We start from the raw sequence: 17,712 nt of genomic DNA on the forward strand, positions 1-17,712 counted from the left end.
AATTAATTAAAGATACATAAAGACTTATGACTTTCTTCGCCAATGCAACGGATCAATGGCACTATATAAATTCGAATCTGAGCTGTGAATTTGTGAGGTATTAGTATAATTGTAATTTTGGCCGATAAACCGATCAAGCGCATGGAAGCCGTTGACGCGATTTTAAACGAGGTGGATAAATTACAACCTGATGAAAAGCTAAAACTCCTTCATCAGTTAGTAGATCGAATATTGGCCACACCTACACCCATAGTACCTACGCAAACTAATTTCGGCAACTATATTGGCATAGGCAAGGATATTTGGGAGCAGGATGCCCAGCTATATGTAAATGAGAGTCGAACGAATGAACGGTTTTAAATCAGCTTTTCTCGACACGTCTCCGTTCATCTATTTGATTGAAGGTCATTTGCAATTTGCGCCTATTGTAAAAGACATTCTTACGTATTGTCAAAACCACGCTGTTGTCGTAACAACCTCTGTCCTTACCGGGTTAGAGTTTAAAACAAAGCCTTTACGTGCAAACCGCATGGATGTAGTAAGCGCATTTGATGAGCTTATTGCGGTATCCCATACGAATGTCGTTTCCATTACAGCAGAGATTATCAATGAAGCCTTTAGCTTACAAACACAATTACTTAGCTTAAGAGCAATGGATTCTATGCAACTCGGTGCAGCCGTAGTTCATCAATGCGAGGTTTTCATTACTAATGATAAACGATTGTCTACTATTAATAAACCCCAAATTATTACACTTGACCAATGGATGTAACCCTTGACTCCCCTACTCAGCAACGCGTTGATAAATGGCTTAGCGGCAATTACGATGCCGCCACTAAAGAATCGATTCAACACCTGATTGATTCTGGTAATACTACCGAACTGACCGATTCGTTCTACCGCGACCTTGAGTTCGGCACGGGTGGTCTGCGCGGCATTCTGGGCGTGGGCTCCAACCGCATGAACCGGTATACCGTTGGCGCAGCTACGCAGGGGCTTTCCAATTACATCAATGCCGCTTTTCCGGGTGAGGATATCAGTGTGGCCATTGCACATGATAGTCGCCGGATGAGCCCGGAGTTTGCTCGTCTGGTAGCCGATATTTTTTCGGCAAATGGCATCAAAGTATATCTGTTTAGTGCCCTTCGCCCAACGCCAGAATTGTCGTTCGCCATTCGGCAGTTGGGTTGCCAGAGCGGTATTGTCGTTACAGCCTCGCACAACCCGCCCGAGTATAACGGCTATAAAGTGTACTGGAACGATGGTGGTCAGGTCGTAGCTCCGCACGACAAAGCGATCATTGAAGAGGTGAACAAAATCACGTCTGTCGATTTGATTAAATTCGATGGTATCCCCGAACGGATTCACTTGATCGACGAAGAAATCGATGCGCCTTATGTGGAGCGGGTCAAGTCGAATGCAGTGAACCCGGATGTCATCAAGCGGCAGGCCAATCTGAACATCGTGTACACGCCAATCCATGGAACGGGCATCACGCTGGTGCCACGTGTACTTGATGCCCTGGGTTTCAATAATGTTCATATTGTTGAAGAGCAGGCTACGCCCGATGGCAATTTCCCAACGGTAAAATCGCCGAATCCCGAAGAGCGGGCGGCTATGCAACTGGCGCTCGATCTGGCCAATAAACTAAACGCCGACCTCGTGATGGCCACCGACCCCGATGCCGACCGAGTAGGCACCGGTGCTCGCAACCATCATGGCGAGTTTGAGTTGCTGAACGGTAACCAGATGGCCAGTCTGATCATTTATTACCTGCTGAATGCCTGGAAAGATGCAGGTAAACTAACTGGTAAGGAGTTTGTAGCCAAGACGATCGTAACTACCGACCTCATTGACCAGATGTGCAAAAATTACGGGGTTACCTGTTACAACACACTAACAGGCTTCAAATACATTGCCGAAGTCATTCGTGAACTGGAAGGCAAAGAGAAGTTCATTGGTGGTGGCGAAGAAAGCTATGGTTACCTCATCGGCGATTTCGTACGCGACAAAGATGCCATTGCCTCCTGCGCCATCATTGCCGAACTGACTGCCTACGCTAAAGATCAGGGAAAGAGCCTGTTCGATATGCTGATGGCGATGTATCAGGAAAATGGGTTCTATTACGAAGCACTGGTATCGCTGACTAAGAAAGGTAAATCTGGGGCCGAAGAGATTCAACAGATGATGGCCGACTTCCGTGCCAATCCGCCCAAGTCCATTGCTGGCTCGCCGGTAGTTCGCGTTGACGACTATAAAGCCCTGACACGCCTGGATGCGCAGAGTGGTCAGACATCGGCCATTGAGGCAGGTAAAATGGGAATCGAATCGTCGAACGTGTTGCAGTTCTTTACTGAAGATGGCACCAAAGTTTCGGCCCGCCCATCGGGTACCGAACCAAAAATCAAGTTCTATGTCAGTGTTCGAGAGCCGCTCGAAAGTAAAGAAGCCTTTGATGATACCTACGCTCAGTTAAAGGCGAAAGTGCAGCGAGTAATCGACGAGTTACAGTTGACCTAACGTTCACATTACCACGCTTTAGTACTATACCATATCCATAAAATACCAGGTCCGCATTGCGCAAGCAAGCGGACTTTTTTTGTGATTAAAAATAAATAAATAAGATTAATTAAAGATTAATTAGAAATTGTTCATAAACCTCTTTAAGCATTAGTACCTACGTATTTTTAACTATTACTTACCTTATATTCTCCCAAACCTTATGATGAAGAACGCTTTACGACAAGCGTACCGCACCCTGCCGCTATTTTTATTTAGCTGGTTCTTGTGCGTGGGGGCATTTGCCCAGGATCGCAAAATTACAGGCCGTATTACAGACGGTAACGACAACACTGCACTACCTGGTGCTAACGTTGTTGTAAAGGGAACGCAAACCGGTGTAGTTACCGATGCCAATGGGCAGTTTTCATTGAATGTGGCTCAGGGTCGCGACATTTTAACGATCTCTGCTATCGGCTATGCTACACAGGATGTGACAATTGGCTCCCGCACATCTATAAACCTTGCCTTATCCCCTGACATTAAAACCCTAAATGAAGTGGTCGTAACGGGCTATGGTGCTCAGGCGAAACGCGATATTACGGGTGCAGTAGCTACTGTGGACACCAAACAGTTGCTATCCGTTCCGGCCACAAACGTTGGACAAGCGTTACAGGGCCGTGTGGCGGGGGTACAGGTTGGCAATGAGAATGCGCCTGGCGGTGGCGTAATGGTTCGTATTCGTGGTTTCGGAACAATCAATGATAACTCCCCACTCTATGTTATTGATGGTGTTCCAACGAAGGGGAACCTCAACACACTGAACCTCAATGACGTAGAGAGTATGCAGATCCTGAAAGATGCTTCGGCGGCTTCTATCTATGGGTCGCGGGCTGGTAACGGCGTAGTCATTATCACCACGAAAAAAGGGAAAGCGGGTAAACCCAAGTTCACCTACGATACCTACTACGGTTCGCAACGGCATGGCAAGTTGCTCGACATGCTTAACACGCAGGAGTATGCTCAGCTAACCTGGGAATCCCGGATCAACTCGGGGGTAGTGGGTGCTAATGGAAATCCAATCCATTCCCAGTTTGGCAACGGCCCAACTCCTGTTATTCCTGACTACGTTCTACCAACGGGTGCCTCGGCCAGCGACCCACGCGTTGCGCAAAACCCCGACGGAACCTATGTGAACTACAACAATGATATTAACTCACCTAAATTCCTGCTGATTACTAAAGCCAATAAAGTAGGAACGAACTGGCTGGAAGAGATTTTCCAGACAGCCCCGATTCAGAACCATCAGCTGGGGGTATCGGGTGGTAATGAGAATGGTCGGTATGCCATGTCGCTCAACTACTTCAACCAGGAAGGTATCATGAAGTACACGGGTTACAAACGCTATTCACTGCGGGCAAATACGGAGTTTAATATCAATAAGCGGGTTCGGGCCGGGCAGAATTTCCAGGTAGCCTATGGTGAACGCCTTGGCCAGCCCAATGGGAATAATGCGGAAAGTAACCCCACTTCGTTCGCTTACCGGATTCAATCGATCATTCCGGTGTACGACGTAGCCGGGAATTTTGCCGGTACTCGTGGCGGTGACCTCGACAACGCTAATAACCCCGTTGCGCTGTTGTACCGAAACAAAGACAACGTACAGAAAGAAGTCCGGCTATTTGGCAATGCATTTGCCGAAGTCGACATTCTGCCTAACCTGACTGCTCGCACGAGTTTCGGTATCGACTATAACCTGTTCAACTACCGCAACTACACCATCCGCGATATTGAATCGGCAGAAGCCAGAGGGTCGAACCAGCTACAAACCAACAATAACTATGAATGGACATGGACCTGGTATAACACCCTGACCTATAATCTGTCGCTAGGTGATCAGCATCGGTTTAACGTAATTGCCGGTACAGAGTCAATCAAAAACTACTTTGAGTTTTTTGACGCCAGCCGCACCAACTTTGCCGTGGATGACATCGAAAACCGCTATCTGAGTGCGGGTACAGGCGTTCAGACCAACAATGGTGGCGCTTCGAACTGGCGGTTGGCATCAGAGTTTGCCAAACTTAACTATGCGCTGGATGACAAATACCTGATTGACCTGACCGTTCGTCGTGACCGGTCATCTCGTTTTGCGCCTGAATTCCGGTCGGCAGTCTTCCCAGCGGCCAGTGTGGGATGGCGGGTTTCTAAAGAAAATTTCTTCAAGCCAATTACACTCATCAATGATCTGAAATTTCGGGCGGGTCTGGGTCAGACAGGTAACCAGGAAATTGGCAACTACAACTCCTACACGCAGTTTAGTACGAACCCTATTACGTCATTTTACGACATTAATGGCACGCGTACCTCGGCTGTTCCAGGCTACGAGCTGACCCAGTTCGGTAACGCCAAAGCCAAGTGGGAAACCACAACCAGTTTGAACATTGGTTTTGACGCGCTGTTGCTCAAAAACAAGCTAAGCATCGGTTTCGACTGGTACACCCGTACCACTTCGGACATGCTGTTTCCCGTACAGGCACCACTTACCCAGGGCGTTGCTACAGTTCCATTCCAAAACATCGGTTCGATGCGCAACCGGGGTGTTGACCTGATGATTGGCTATGGAGATAAGCTCGGCGGTAGCGGTTTGAGCTACAACGTAAGTGCCAACTTTAGTACCTATCGTAACGTAGTGACGAAAACCAATGGCGACCCCAGCACACAGTATTTTGGGATCAATGATGAGCGGATTCAGAACTTCGTAGTGACCCAGCAGGACTACCCCATTGCCTCGTTCTTTGGCTATACGATTGATGGAATTTTCCAGACTAACGAGGAAGCTAAAGCTGCACCTGTGCAATTTGGCAATGCAGCCTCAGAGAACGTAGCCGGCCGGTTTAAATTCCGTGACATCAACGGCGATGGTGTGATCAATACCAAAGACCTGAGCATTATCGGTAGCCCGCACCCTAAATTCACCTACGGCCTGAACCTGAGCCTGAATTACAAAAACTTCGGACTAACATTGTTTGGACAGGGGGTTGACGGCAACCAGATTTTCAACTACACCAAGTACTGGACCGATTTCCCAACCTTCGCCGGAAACCGGAGCACCCGGATGCTGTATCAGTCGTGGCGTCCCGGCAAAACGGATGCCGTTCTGCCCCAACTCCGGTCAAGCGATCAGGTTAGTATCCAGCCATCGACCTATTACCTGGAAAGTGGTTCGTACTTCCGGATGAAAAACATCCAGTTGACTTACCAGCTGCCGCAGGGATTACTGTCGAAATTGGGTTTATCCGCTACGTCGGTTTACATACAGGGACAAAACCTGTTGACGGTTACCAAGTATTCGGGTATGGATCCTGAGATCAACCTTCGCGCTTATTCGGCTGGTAACGACCGTCAGATCGGCGTCGATGGTGGTTCGTATCCAGTCGCTAAAACGGTATTAGTAGGTCTGAATCTAGCATTTTAATTAATAATGTAAAATGAATAAGGAATATGGCCAAAGAGCCTCTTTTCATTATCCATTTTCCATTATTCATTATCCATTCATAGCCATGAAAAAACTAACGATATTCATAACTACGCTTTGTCTGGCAGTGGCAACTTCCTGCTCCGACAAGTTCTTAGATGTGCAGCCTAAAGCGGCCTTAGCGGTAAGTGTACTGCAAAACAAAACAGGCGTAAACGCCTTGTTGATTGGCGCTTATTCCCTTCTGGATGGCTGGGCAACGGCCGAAGGTGCCTACCGCTCGTACAATGTGGGGGCCGATAACTGGGTGTATGGCAGTGTTGCCAGTGACGATGCCTACAAAGGAACCATTGCCGGTGACCAACCGCCTATTTCACTGATTGAACAGGGTAATATCCAGTCTGACAACATCTATTTCCGGGGTAAATGGCGGGGTATGTACGACGGCATCGCCCGCTCAAACGATGTGTTACAGGCTGTGGCGGCAGCCAAAGACATGACCGATGCGGAGAAAGCCCAAGTCATCGCCGAAGCCCGTTTCTTACGGGGGCACTACCATCTTGAACTCAAGAAAATGTTCAATATGGTGCCTTACATCGACGAGAAGATCTACAATCCGAACGATCTGGAGAGCACCAAAGTAGCGAATAGCACCGACATCTGGCCAAATATCATAGCCGATATCAAAGCTGCTTACGACGTACTGCCCACCAAACAAACTCAGGTTGGTCGGCCAACGAAATGGGCGGCTGGTGCTACCCTCGCCAAGGCTTATTTGTTTCAGAAAAAGTATGCCGAAGCCAAGCCGTTGCTGGAGGCTATTGTGGCCAGTGGTCAGTATAAGTTAATGGACCGGTATCACGACAACTTTAAAGCCGTTACCAACAACAATACGGAGTCGATTTTTGAGGTGCAGTATTCAGTTAACGATGGCGCATCAGGTGGTGAAAACGGCAACATTGGCTCTACTCTGAACTATCCATATGGTGGTGGTGGTGTAACAACCTGCTGCGGTTTCTTCCAGCCTTCGCAAAATCTGGTGAACGCTTTCAAAACCGATGCCAATGGATTACCACTGGTTGACACCTTTAATGCATCGGACTTGCCCAGCGATCAGGGAATTGAATCAACATCCCCATTTACACCTTATGCGGGACCGGTCGATCCTCGCCTGGACTGGACGGTTGGCCGCCGGGGAATTCCGTATCTGGACTGGGGCGTTCATCCAGGTAAAGCGTATGTCCGTGACCAAGCCTATGGTGGCCCTTACTCACCCAAGAAACACGTGATGTACAAGTCGGATGTAGGTACAAACACCTTTGCCGGTAACCCTCGCCTGAATGCCAACAATTACCGTATGATTCGCTACGACCACGTATTGCTCTGGTTAGCAGAGGTTGAAGTGGAAATTGGCGACCTGAACAAAGCACGCGGCTACGTCAACCAGATTCGCCAACGGGCGGCTAACCCCGATGGATTTGTAAAAAATGCCGATGGAACAGCTGCAGCTAATTACGCCATTAAACCGTATAGCGCATCCTGGACGGATCAGGCTACGGCCCGCAAAGCCGTTCAGTTTGAAGAACGGCTGGAGTTCGGCATGGAAGGCCATCGTCGGTTCGATCTTGTGCGCTGGGGAATAGCCGATCAGGTTTTAAACGCCTATTATATTGGCGAAGCTCCTAAACGGATTTACCTGAACGGCGTGAAGTTTATCAAAGGCCAGCACGAATATTTTCCTATTCCTATCCAGGAGATTTTCAACAGTAAAAAAGATGGGAAAGAAACCCTGACTCAGAACCCAGGGTATAATTAAACGTCATCAACCTTATTTCGGAGGGACTAAGTAAGTACCGCTTACTTAGTCCCTTTTTTTGTTCCAACTCAGTTCAGCTTAGCAAGATTCATAGGCATAAACCTATCAGGAATAAGGAAGAATTTAGAGATAAATTTTGGTTAATTGAAAGAAAAAAGTCTAGAATACAGTTGATAAACGGGTTCGCTTTACTAGTATTTATAGCCATACCATCAACATAAAGCTTTGTCTTGCGCTACGCCTAACACCCTATATGACTACTTAATCCATATATTATCCTAAACGGGAGTTAAAATCTATAAAAAAGCCGTAAGAAGACTGCCGTTTAGCCTCGAAAATGCCTTTACCTTGCGTTACAGGCCTACTTCTCCAGTATGTCTCTTCACATTAAGTATTAATACTATATTAAAAAAAATCGAGCTTTGCGAAGTATTATTGTAGGTCATCAAACCAGTTGTTGATGCCTTTTTCAATTTTATCAATTCAACCTGTAATTCTAATTCTACCATTTATGATGACTCCATTACCAGAATCTACCCGACATGGGTACCGACAATGGGTGTTATTTGGTCTACTATTTCTGTCGACTCAGTTGATTTACGCCCAATCAACAATTACCGGTACGGTAACCGATGCCACAACTGGCGAGGTATTGGCAGGCACAACCATTCAGGCCAAAGGCACCAACGTAGGTGCTACCAGCAATGCGCAGGGAAAGTATCAACTTACGCTTCCCACAGTTACCAAAACGCTTATTTTCTCGTTTATCGGCTACCAGCCTCTTGAGATTGCCGTGGGGAACCAAAGCGTTGTTAACGCCAAACTAACCGCCACCGACAATGCCCTCAGCGAAGTGGTTGTGGTGGGGTATGGTGTTCAGAACAAGCGGGACATTACCACAGCCATTGGCTCGGTAAAGGCGAAAGATCTGGCAAACCAACCCGTTGCCAGTTTCGACCAGGCATTGGCAGCCAAAATTGCGGGTGTTCAGGTTACACAAACATCAGGCGCACCAGGCGCAGCACTTTCCATTCGGGTGCGCGGCACAGGGTCGATCAGCGCGGGTAACGATCCCCTGTACGTTATTGACGGTATTCCGCTTTCGCGCGATACAAAATATGCAACCGGGGGTACGAATACACAATTTCCAGATAACCCGATCAACGTAATGAGTACAGTCAATACCGACGATATTGAAAGTATTGAAGTCCTGAAAGATGCTTCTGCATCAGCCATTTACGGCTCACGTGGTTCGAACGGAGTGGTACTGATCACGACCAAACGGGGTAAAGAGGGTAAAACCGTAATTAACTACGACTCCTACGTGGGTGTGCAAAACGTCTCAAAAAAAATTGACATGCTCAATGCCTATGAATACGCACAATTGAGCTACGAGGCAAAAAACAATGCCTATCTCGATCGAAACCCGACTGGCAAACCAACCGACTCGAATACTATTCGGAATGCGGGCGTAGGCGCACCCAGTACACTCATCCAGCCCGAAATTGTGCCCTATCTAAGCGGTCAGGCGGGTCTGACCAACACCGACTGGCAGGATGCCATCTTCCGGTCGGCTACGATTCAGAACCATACGCTTTCCATCTCTGGTGGTAAAGAAAACGTCAAATATTACCTATCGGGCAACTACCTGAATCAGCGGGGGGTAGTTATCAACTCAGGCTTTAAACGCTACGGGATGCGGGCCAATGTTGAGGTTAAAAACGGCCGGCTAACGGCGGGTATCAACTTCAACCCGACCTATTCGTACCATGATCTGATCAAGGCAGAAGGCCCTTATCTGGGCGAAGGTGTTGTGGGATTAGCTCTTCAAATGCCACCACTTTTCCCAGTCTACAATGCCGATGGTTCCTACAATTTTGGCGGTAACGCCTGGGGTTATGGCGCTACATCGATCCTGAACCCGGTTGCCATTGCCAATCAGGTAAGCGACAAACTTAGTCAGCTCAGGTTGCTGGGCAATGCCTATGCGCAGTATGAAATCATTGATGGCTTATCGTACCGACTCAGCGTGGGTACCGACATCAACAGTTTCCAGCGCGATTACTACCGACCATCAACCCTCGAAATACGGGATCGGAAAGGCGCTTCTACACCAACCGGCTTCTCACGGGCGCAGAATTTCGTCGATTGGCTGGTCGAAAACACACTGACGTATAACCGCTCGTTCGGGCAGCACACGATTTCCGCACTGGCGGGCTTCTCGTCGCAGAAAGATCGTCGGGTAGCGAATGAATTAACGGCGACCAATTTCCCCAATGATTTAGTAACCACGCTCAATGCGGGTCAGGTTACGTCGGGGAGTTCCGATGTTCAGGAATGGTCGCTACTGTCGTATCTGGGCCGGGTTCAGTATGATTACAACGGAAAATACCTGTTGTCTGGCGCTATACGGGCTGATGGTTCCTCCCGTTTTGGGAAAGCCAACCGATGGGGTTATTTCCCGTCGGTATCTGCTGGCTGGAATGTATCGCAGGAAACCTTCCTGAAATCAGTGAACTGGCTGAGCGACCTGAAAATACGGGCCAGCTACGGCTTAACGGGGAATTTCCAGATTCCGAACTATGGCTCTGTCAGCTTACTCAACTATTCGAACTATATTCTGGGTAACGAAACCGTAGTGAGTGGTCTGGCTCCCGGTAATTCGGCCAATGACAAGCTGAAATGGGAAAAAACGGCGATGCTCGACGTAGGTTTCGACGTGAGTTTCCTGCGCAACAAACTGAACTTGACGGTCGACTATTACAATGCCAATACCTCTGACTTACTGCTAAACGTACCCGTGCCCCGTGCTTCCGGATTTAGTACGGAGTTGCAGAATATCGGAAAAGTAAACAACCAGGGGATCGAATTTACACTGGGCACACGGCAAACGTTTGGCCGGTTACGCTGGGATGCCAGCGCTAACATTGCCAGCAACCGCAATGAAGTAAAAGCACTCGGCCCCGCAGGCGATCCGATTATTGTAGCGGGTGGCGTTGCCGGAGCGCAGTTTATCACCCAGATTGGCCACCCCATTGGCGAATACTATACCATGATTTACGATGGTGTCTTTAAAAATCAGGCGGAAATCGATGCCTATCCGCACACGACAACGACTCGTCCTGGTGATTTTAAATTCCGGGACAACAATGGCGATGGCAAAATTGATTTCAGCAGCGATCGTGCCGTAACCGGCAGCTATTTCCCCAAATACACCTTTGGGTTTAACACAAGCTTTGCCTACGCTGGGTTCGATCTGGCGGTAGCTGTACAGGGCGTTCAGGGACATAAAATCCTGAACCTGATCCGTCGGTATATCTACAACATGGAGGGTAACGGCAACCTGTTCAGAGGAGCGCTGGATCGCTGGCAATCGGCTGACAATCCAGGCAATGGCCTGGTGAACCGCGCTAACCGGCTGGCCTCAGGCTCGAACGGGGAAATTTCGACCTGGCATATTGAAGATGGCTCGTACGTACGGGTTCGTAACATTACCTTGGGTTATTCACTACCTGCTGGGGTGTTGAGTCGGTTACACCTGAGTCGTGCCCGCCTGTATGTGACTACCCAAAATCCATTTACGTTTACCAAGTACTTGGGCTTCAACCCAGAGGTTAACAGCCGCCCAGATAGCGCCCTGTCGTCGGGAGAAGATTATGGAACGTACCCCCTCGCCCGCACTACCTCTGTTGGTCTCAACCTGTCATTCTAATAGCAACCATGAAAAAGATAGCCTTATTTCTCACTGCTTTCGTGGGTCTGACAGCCTGCCAGAAAGATTTTCTGGACCTCAAGCCCCTGTCGCAACCCAACGTCGATAATTTTTACAAAACCGCTACCGACTTTAACAACGCGGTGAATGGTGCCTACGATGCACTCCAAAGCTCAACCCAGTATGGTGGTGATTACAATACAATTGTGGAGGCTCGGAGCGATAATGTTCTTGATAACGACCCGTCGTCGGGTTCGGGACTTCGGTACAACATCGACCGGTTCATCGAACCAACCACGAACACCGTTCTACGCGATACCTGGGGCAGCCTTTATACAGGTATTAACCGGTCTAATCTGATTCTGGACAAGATCGACGCAGTTACGATGGATGCTGCCCTGAAAGCTCGCTACAAAGGGGAAGCTCAGTTTATTCGAGCGCTGTCGTATTTCAATCTGGTGCGTTTATGGGGCAAAGTGCCCCTGGTTCTCATAGCGGGAACAACTACCGAAGCTCGCTCCTACATTCGGAATGAAGTTACCGATATTTATACCGCTATTGAAAAAGACCTGATAGCAGCCGCAGCCGGTTTACCCGCATCTTATACCGGGAATGATATTGGTCGTGCTACATCGGGAGCGGCAGCGGGTCTGCTTGGCAAGGTATACGTAACCGAAAAGAAGTATGATCTGGCCGTTTCGGCGCTAAAAGATCTGGCGAATGGGACTACCTATCAACTGCTTCCGAATATTGCCGATGTGTTTTCGGTAACGAATAAGAACAATGCGGAACTGCTGTTTTCTGTCAAATTTAAAAAAGGTGGTACCATTGGCGAGGGCCACGGTTCCTGGTTCGGCACCAGCATTGGCGACCCCATTGAGCCATCGTTGCGGGCGGCTTACCCGGCTGGTGATAAGCGACTTCCGCTAACAGTCATGGTGCCCGTTCCCAGTAGTATAAATGCCGTTCCCAGAAAATTCTATGACGAGCTTTCATCAACGAATGATGTGGGTAACGATTTCCCAGTCTTACGGTATGCCGATGTGTTACTGCTCTATGCCGAAGCACTCAATCAGGTTGGTTATCAGGCAGATGGTGACGCCTTTAAAGCGTTAAATCGCGTACGAACACGGGCAGGCGTTACGGCTTATACGAGTGCGCAACTCGCCACGAAAGATGCTTTCCAGACGGCCGTTATTAATGAACGTCGACTGGAACTTGCCTTGGAAAGCGACCGTTGGTTCGATCTCATTCGTACGGGAACTGCGGTAGCGGCTATCAAAGTAACGGGTATTACAATGCCTGATTACCGCGTAGTGTATCCCATTCCGCAATCGGAAATTGATGTGTATAACAACAAGACGACTTTCCCACAGAATCAAGGGTATTAGCAGTCGTTGATACAGGTCGAGTATAGCGGGGAATGGGTAACTACAGCTTACTTATTCCCCGCTTTTTGTTCCCGGCCAAGTGCAATCAACTACTAACTCATCTAATGCAAACGAAGTGAGCGGCTTAAAAATCCGTATCTTTGCAGGCTAGTACTGCCACAAGCCTATGACCCTGCATATTGACCACCTCGATGAACTGGATACAGTAGCCCATCAGCTACTCGCTGAAGGACGACAACGGCCGGTGTGGTTACTAGACGGCGAGATGGGGGCTGGCAAAACCACACTCATTAAAGCTCTTTGCCGAGCCTTAGGGGTTGTTAGTACGGTACAGAGTCCAACGTTTTCAATTGTCAATGAGTACACTACCCACGAGGGACATTCCGTGTATCATTTCGATTGCTACCGGCTCCGAAACGAAGCTGAAGCGCTGGACATCGGCATTGAGGAATATTTCGCATCAGGTGATTATTGTTTTATCGAATGGCCTGAGCGAATTATGTCTCTTTGGCCTGCCCTATATTATCAGGTTCAACTATCGGTAGACGCAGATGGTCATCGAATGGTTGAAGCTGACATAGTTTAACAGTTTACGGTTTACCGTTTACGATGGGCTGACGCATCAGTTATTCTTGCGTCAGCCCACCATAAACGATAAACCGTAAACCATAAACATCAAAGCATTGACTGGATTTGAGGAATTGGCCAAGCAAACGGCCCTGTATCCGAAAGAAGCTCCGCTGGCTCTGAAAACCAGTCGGCAAGGCCTGCTTATTGGCTTGCCGAAAGAAGTATCGCTTCAGGAAAACCGCATTGCGCTCACACCCGAAGCAGTGGCAATTCTGGTTCGAAATGGCCACAATGTGATTGTGGAGAAAAACGCGGGGGAAAAAGCCAAATTTCCGGATCATGAATACAGCGAAGCGGGTGCACAGATTGCGCAATCGCCCAAAGAAGTCTACGAGGCTAATCTTATCCTGAAAATTGAACCACTTGTCGAGGATGAGTTCGAGCACATTCAATCGGGTAGTACAGTCATTTCGGCGCTGAACCTGCCGTCGCACGACAAGGCTTATTTCGAGAAAATGCTGAGTAAGAACCTAACTGCATTTGGTTACGAATACATTGAAGATCAGAGCGGTGGCTTACCTGTTATCCGGTCAATGAGTGAGATTGCGGGCAGCACCGTCATGCTCATTGCGGGTGAATACCTCAGCAACGCCGATAATGGACGGGGGATTATTCTGGGCGGTATCACGGGCGTTCCCCCAACTAAAGTCGTCATGCTCGGAGCTGGAACCGTAACCGAATACGCGATCCGCATGGCGCTCGGTATGGGTGCCGATGTAAAGGTATTCGACAAGCATCTATACAAATTACAACGGCTCAAATATGCCGTCGGACAACACGTTTATACCTCCATCATCGACACCGATACCATGGCCGAAGCCATTCAGCGGGCCGATGTCGTGATTGGGGCAATGCGGGCTGAGGATGGTCTTAGTCCGGTGGTTGTTACGGAGGAAATGATCAGTCGGATGAAACCGGAGTCGGTTATTATCGACGTGTCAATAGATCAGGGTGGTAATTTCGAGACGTCGCGTATGACGACCCACAAACAGCCCACCTATAAGCACATGGGTGTTATTCACTACTGTGTTCCCAATATTGCTGCACGCGTCGCTTACACGGCGAGTATGGCCCTGAGTAACATCTTCTTACCCTTCCTGCTCGAAACCGGAACCACGGGCGGCATTGAACAGATGATGTATGCGAACCGTTGGTTTATGAAAGGTGTTTATACCCATAAGGGAACGCTTACCAATGCCTACATCGCCCGCAAATTCAATCTGCGTTTTAAAGATCTAGACCTCTTGCTAGCCGCCCGATTCTAAGAAGTTTGACGTTTATAGTTTGAGGTTTGTAGTTAGCAGCAGTTAACTACAAACCTCAAACTATAAACGTCAAACTACAAACTTTCTTCCCATGATTAACCATAGCAACGAAAATACCCTCCTCGACGACGCCAACTCGTACGATGTCAATAAAGAGTTGATGGGAACGATTTCGTCTGATTTCGTGAAGGTATCCGATCAGCTTAAAGAAGCGTCCTATCAGATTCGTAAGCGCGGCTTTTCAGAGTATCCTGTTTTTGTCGCATCACGCCGGGATGTTCCGATAGGGCAAGTGCTCATCGCGGCCGATGAACTGGAGAATAAATGGAATTACAAAGCCTCTTTTCTGGATGAGTTTATTCAACGCGAACTCATCGGCGAGGACTCAATTGACTTGTGGAAGGAAAACTATAAAAAGCCTGATGAATATTGCTGTTTATTCGTCGTGCACGGCGATTTTGCGGGCTTTGTGTATATTCCATACCCCGAAGATTAATCAGTACTTTTTCTGCCTTTTATCAAGCCGAATCAGATTGATTCGGCTTGATTGTTTTAGAGCTACTAATAATACTTTTTCGGGAAACAGCTTTTCTAAAATAAGTACAGCGAAATTCCATTTTCTCCCGTTACTAACTCAATCGAAATACGTCTGACAAGGTAGCCTAAAAGGGCATCAAAACAAGTGCAAAGCCATTAACTACCCCATTACCTGATGGTTAGGCAAATTTTAAGCACATTCAGTAAATACGGGCCAAAATCGATAGGAAAAGATGAATTATTTTTGTATTTTTACAATCTGTATAGACACATAAAAATGGGCTATTTTTTAAGCCTGAAACAACAAATTTCAGACTTGCTCCTATTCTGATATGACCAACGAAATAATTGAAGCAGACGCCCCCGTTGAAACTGCGTTAGGTAACTACGGTGCTGATAACATTCAGGTGTTAGAAGGCCTGGAAGCTGTTCGCAAACGTCCATCCATGTACATTGGTGACGTTGGTACGCGTGGATTGCACCACTTGATCTGGGAGGTCGTTGATAACTCCATTGACGAAGCACTGGCAGGCTACTGCGACAAAATTACGGTAACGATTAATCCGGATAACTCTGTAACGGTACAGGATAACGGCCGGGGTATCCCAACAGGCATCAATACCAAGATGGGCGTTTCGGCGCTACAGATGGCGATGACCATGCTGCATGCCGGTGGTAAATTTGATAAAGATACTTACAAAGTATCCGGCGGTCTGCACGGCGTCGGTGTATCCTGCGTAAACGCCCTCTCAACAGACCTTCGCGTAGAAGTTCATCGGGAAGGTAAAATCTTTGAGCAGGAATATAAAATAGGTATTCCTATTTATGATGTGCGTATCATAGGTGATGCCGAGGATACAGGCACACGGACGCACTTTAAGCCTGATGCCACTATATTCACGGACACCGTCTACAAATACGACACTGTAGCAGGCCGCCTGCGTGAGTTAGCGTATTTGAATAAAGGCATCCATATTTTCCTGAACGACCTGCGTGAGCTGGATGAGGCTGGTGAACCCGTGCGCCATGATGATTTCTATTCACAAGGAGGTTTAGTTGAGTTTGTCGAGTACCTCGACCAAACACGCCCCCCCCTTGATGGAATGAAGCCTATTTACATGGAGAACACCAAAGGATCGACTCCCGTACAGGTTGCTCTGGTGTATAACTATGAAGCAGGTGAAAACGTACTCTCGTATGTTAACAACATCAACACTCACGAAGGCGGTACCCACGTACAGGGTTTCCGCTCGGCCTTAACACGGGTATTGAAAAACTATGCTGACAAAAACCCCGGCGTATTGCCCAAGAACTCGGGTAAGGTTGCGTTTAGCGGTGAAGATTTCCGGAAGGGTCTAACGGCCGTTATTTCGGTAAAGGTTCAGGAACCCCAGTTTGAGGGCCAAACCAAAACCAAATTAGGTAACCAGGAAGTTGTCAGTGCAGTGAGTCAGGCAATGGCCGATCTGCTCGAAACTTGGCTGGAAGAAAATCCAAATACAGCGAAAGGTATCGTTAAAAAAGTCCTTGTGTCGGCTCAGGCGCGGATTGCTGCCGATCTGGCTTACAAGCGCATCATGACCGAGCGCAAGGATTTCATGGGCGGTATGGGCTTACCCGGCAAACTAGCCGACTGCTCCGATACTGATCCTGAGAAATGTGAACTCTATTTGGTTGAGGGTGACTCCGCTGGCGGAACTGCCAAACAGGGTCGTAACCGGGCGTTTCAGGCTATTTTACCCCTGCGTGGTAAGATCCTGAACGTAGAGAAGGCCATGGAGCATAAGATCTACGAAAACGAAGAAATCAAAAATATCTGGACAGCGCTGGGCATCCGCTTAGAGAAAAAAGATGATGAGACGGTGATGAACCTGGAAAAACTCCGGTATCACAAAATCATCATCATGACCGATGCCGACGTCGATGGTAGTCACATTAGAACATTGATTCTGACGTTGTTTTACCGCAACATGAAGGCGCTGATCGACAATGGCTATATCTACATTGCGCAACCTCCACTTTATCTGATCAAAAAAGGGAAAGAGGAGCGGTATTGCTGGACGGAAGCCCAGCGCGAAGCAGCGGTAAAAGAGTTAGCAGCTGGCGGTAAAGAAGAGAATGTAGGTATACAACGCTACAAAGGTCTTGGAGAAATGAACGCCGAGCAGCTTTGGAGCACAACCATGAATCCTGATACAAGAACCCTGAAAGTTGTAACGGTGGAATCGGCAGCCGATGCCGACCACGTGTTTTCGACACTCATGGGCGATGAAGTAGCGCCCCGACGCGAATTCATCGAACGAAATGCGAAATATGCCCGAGTGGATGTTTAACCGAATGATAACATAAAGCGGGCTTTTTAGTCCGCTTTTTTGTTGTACTTCAAA

Annotated in this window: 11 protein-coding genes; all 11 read left to right on the top strand. The window is 48.1% G+C overall.

The genetic code is table 11. The features are described from left to right. The first annotated feature begins 141 nt into the window (after positions 1-141). Positions 142-360, top strand: coding sequence for a hypothetical protein (locus ACYVGO_RS22365; protein WP_460971180.1), 219 nt, complete (start codon positions 142-144; stop codon positions 358-360). Continuing rightward, positions 347-772, top strand: coding sequence for a type II toxin-antitoxin system VapC family toxin (locus tag ACYVGO_RS22370; protein WP_460971181.1), 426 nt, complete (start codon positions 347-349; stop codon positions 770-772). Before ACYVGO_RS22365 ends, ACYVGO_RS22370 begins: the two co-directional genes overlap by 14 nt. Continuing rightward, positions 763-2,520, top strand: a complete 1,758-nt coding sequence (locus ACYVGO_RS22375; protein ID WP_460971182.1) for a phospho-sugar mutase — start codon at positions 763-765, stop codon at positions 2,518-2,520. The genes ACYVGO_RS22370 and ACYVGO_RS22375 overlap by 10 nt, the downstream gene beginning before the upstream one ends. A gap of 202 nt (positions 2,521-2,722) precedes the next feature. After that, positions 2,723-5,974: a SusC/RagA family TonB-linked outer membrane protein gene (locus ACYVGO_RS22380; protein WP_460971183.1), complete on the top strand. Its 3,252-nt coding sequence runs from the start codon at positions 2,723-2,725 to the stop codon at positions 5,972-5,974. 85 nt (positions 5,975-6,059) lie between these two features. Continuing rightward, entirely contained in the window at positions 6,060-7,790 is a 1,731-nt protein-coding gene (locus ACYVGO_RS22385) for a RagB/SusD family nutrient uptake outer membrane protein (RefSeq protein WP_460971184.1), read from the top strand. A gap of 511 nt (positions 7,791-8,301) precedes the next feature. After that, positions 8,302-11,502 (top strand): SusC/RagA family TonB-linked outer membrane protein, encoded by a 3,201-nt coding sequence (locus ACYVGO_RS22390; RefSeq protein WP_460971185.1) that lies wholly within the window; start codon positions 8,302-8,304, stop codon positions 11,500-11,502. Positions 11,503-11,510: 8 nt separating this feature from the next. Then, on the top strand, positions 11,511-12,893 hold the full coding sequence (locus ACYVGO_RS22395) for a RagB/SusD family nutrient uptake outer membrane protein (RefSeq protein ID WP_460971186.1): 1,383 nt from the start codon (positions 11,511-11,513) through the stop codon (positions 12,891-12,893). 166 nt (positions 12,894-13,059) lie between these two features. Next, entirely contained in the window at positions 13,060-13,479 is a 420-nt protein-coding gene (gene tsaE, locus ACYVGO_RS22400) for a tRNA (adenosine(37)-N6)-threonylcarbamoyltransferase complex ATPase subunit type 1 TsaE (RefSeq protein WP_460971187.1), read from the top strand. Between the two features lie 97 nt (positions 13,480-13,576). After that, entirely contained in the window at positions 13,577-14,788 is a 1,212-nt protein-coding gene (locus ACYVGO_RS22405) for an alanine dehydrogenase (protein WP_460971188.1), read from the top strand. A gap of 91 nt (positions 14,789-14,879) precedes the next feature. Next, positions 14,880-15,284 carry a hypothetical protein gene (locus ACYVGO_RS22410; RefSeq protein ID WP_142771883.1) on the top strand — a complete coding sequence of 135 codons (405 nt, stop codon included), beginning with the start codon at positions 14,880-14,882 and terminating at the stop codon, positions 15,282-15,284. 373 nt (positions 15,285-15,657) lie between these two features. Further along, a complete protein-coding gene (gene gyrB, locus ACYVGO_RS22415) occupies positions 15,658-17,658 on the top strand; it encodes a DNA topoisomerase (ATP-hydrolyzing) subunit B (protein WP_460971189.1) in 2,001 nt (666 codons plus the stop codon). The last annotated feature ends 54 nt before the right edge of the window (positions 17,659-17,712 follow it).

Source organism: Spirosoma migulaei (genome assembly GCF_054776855.1).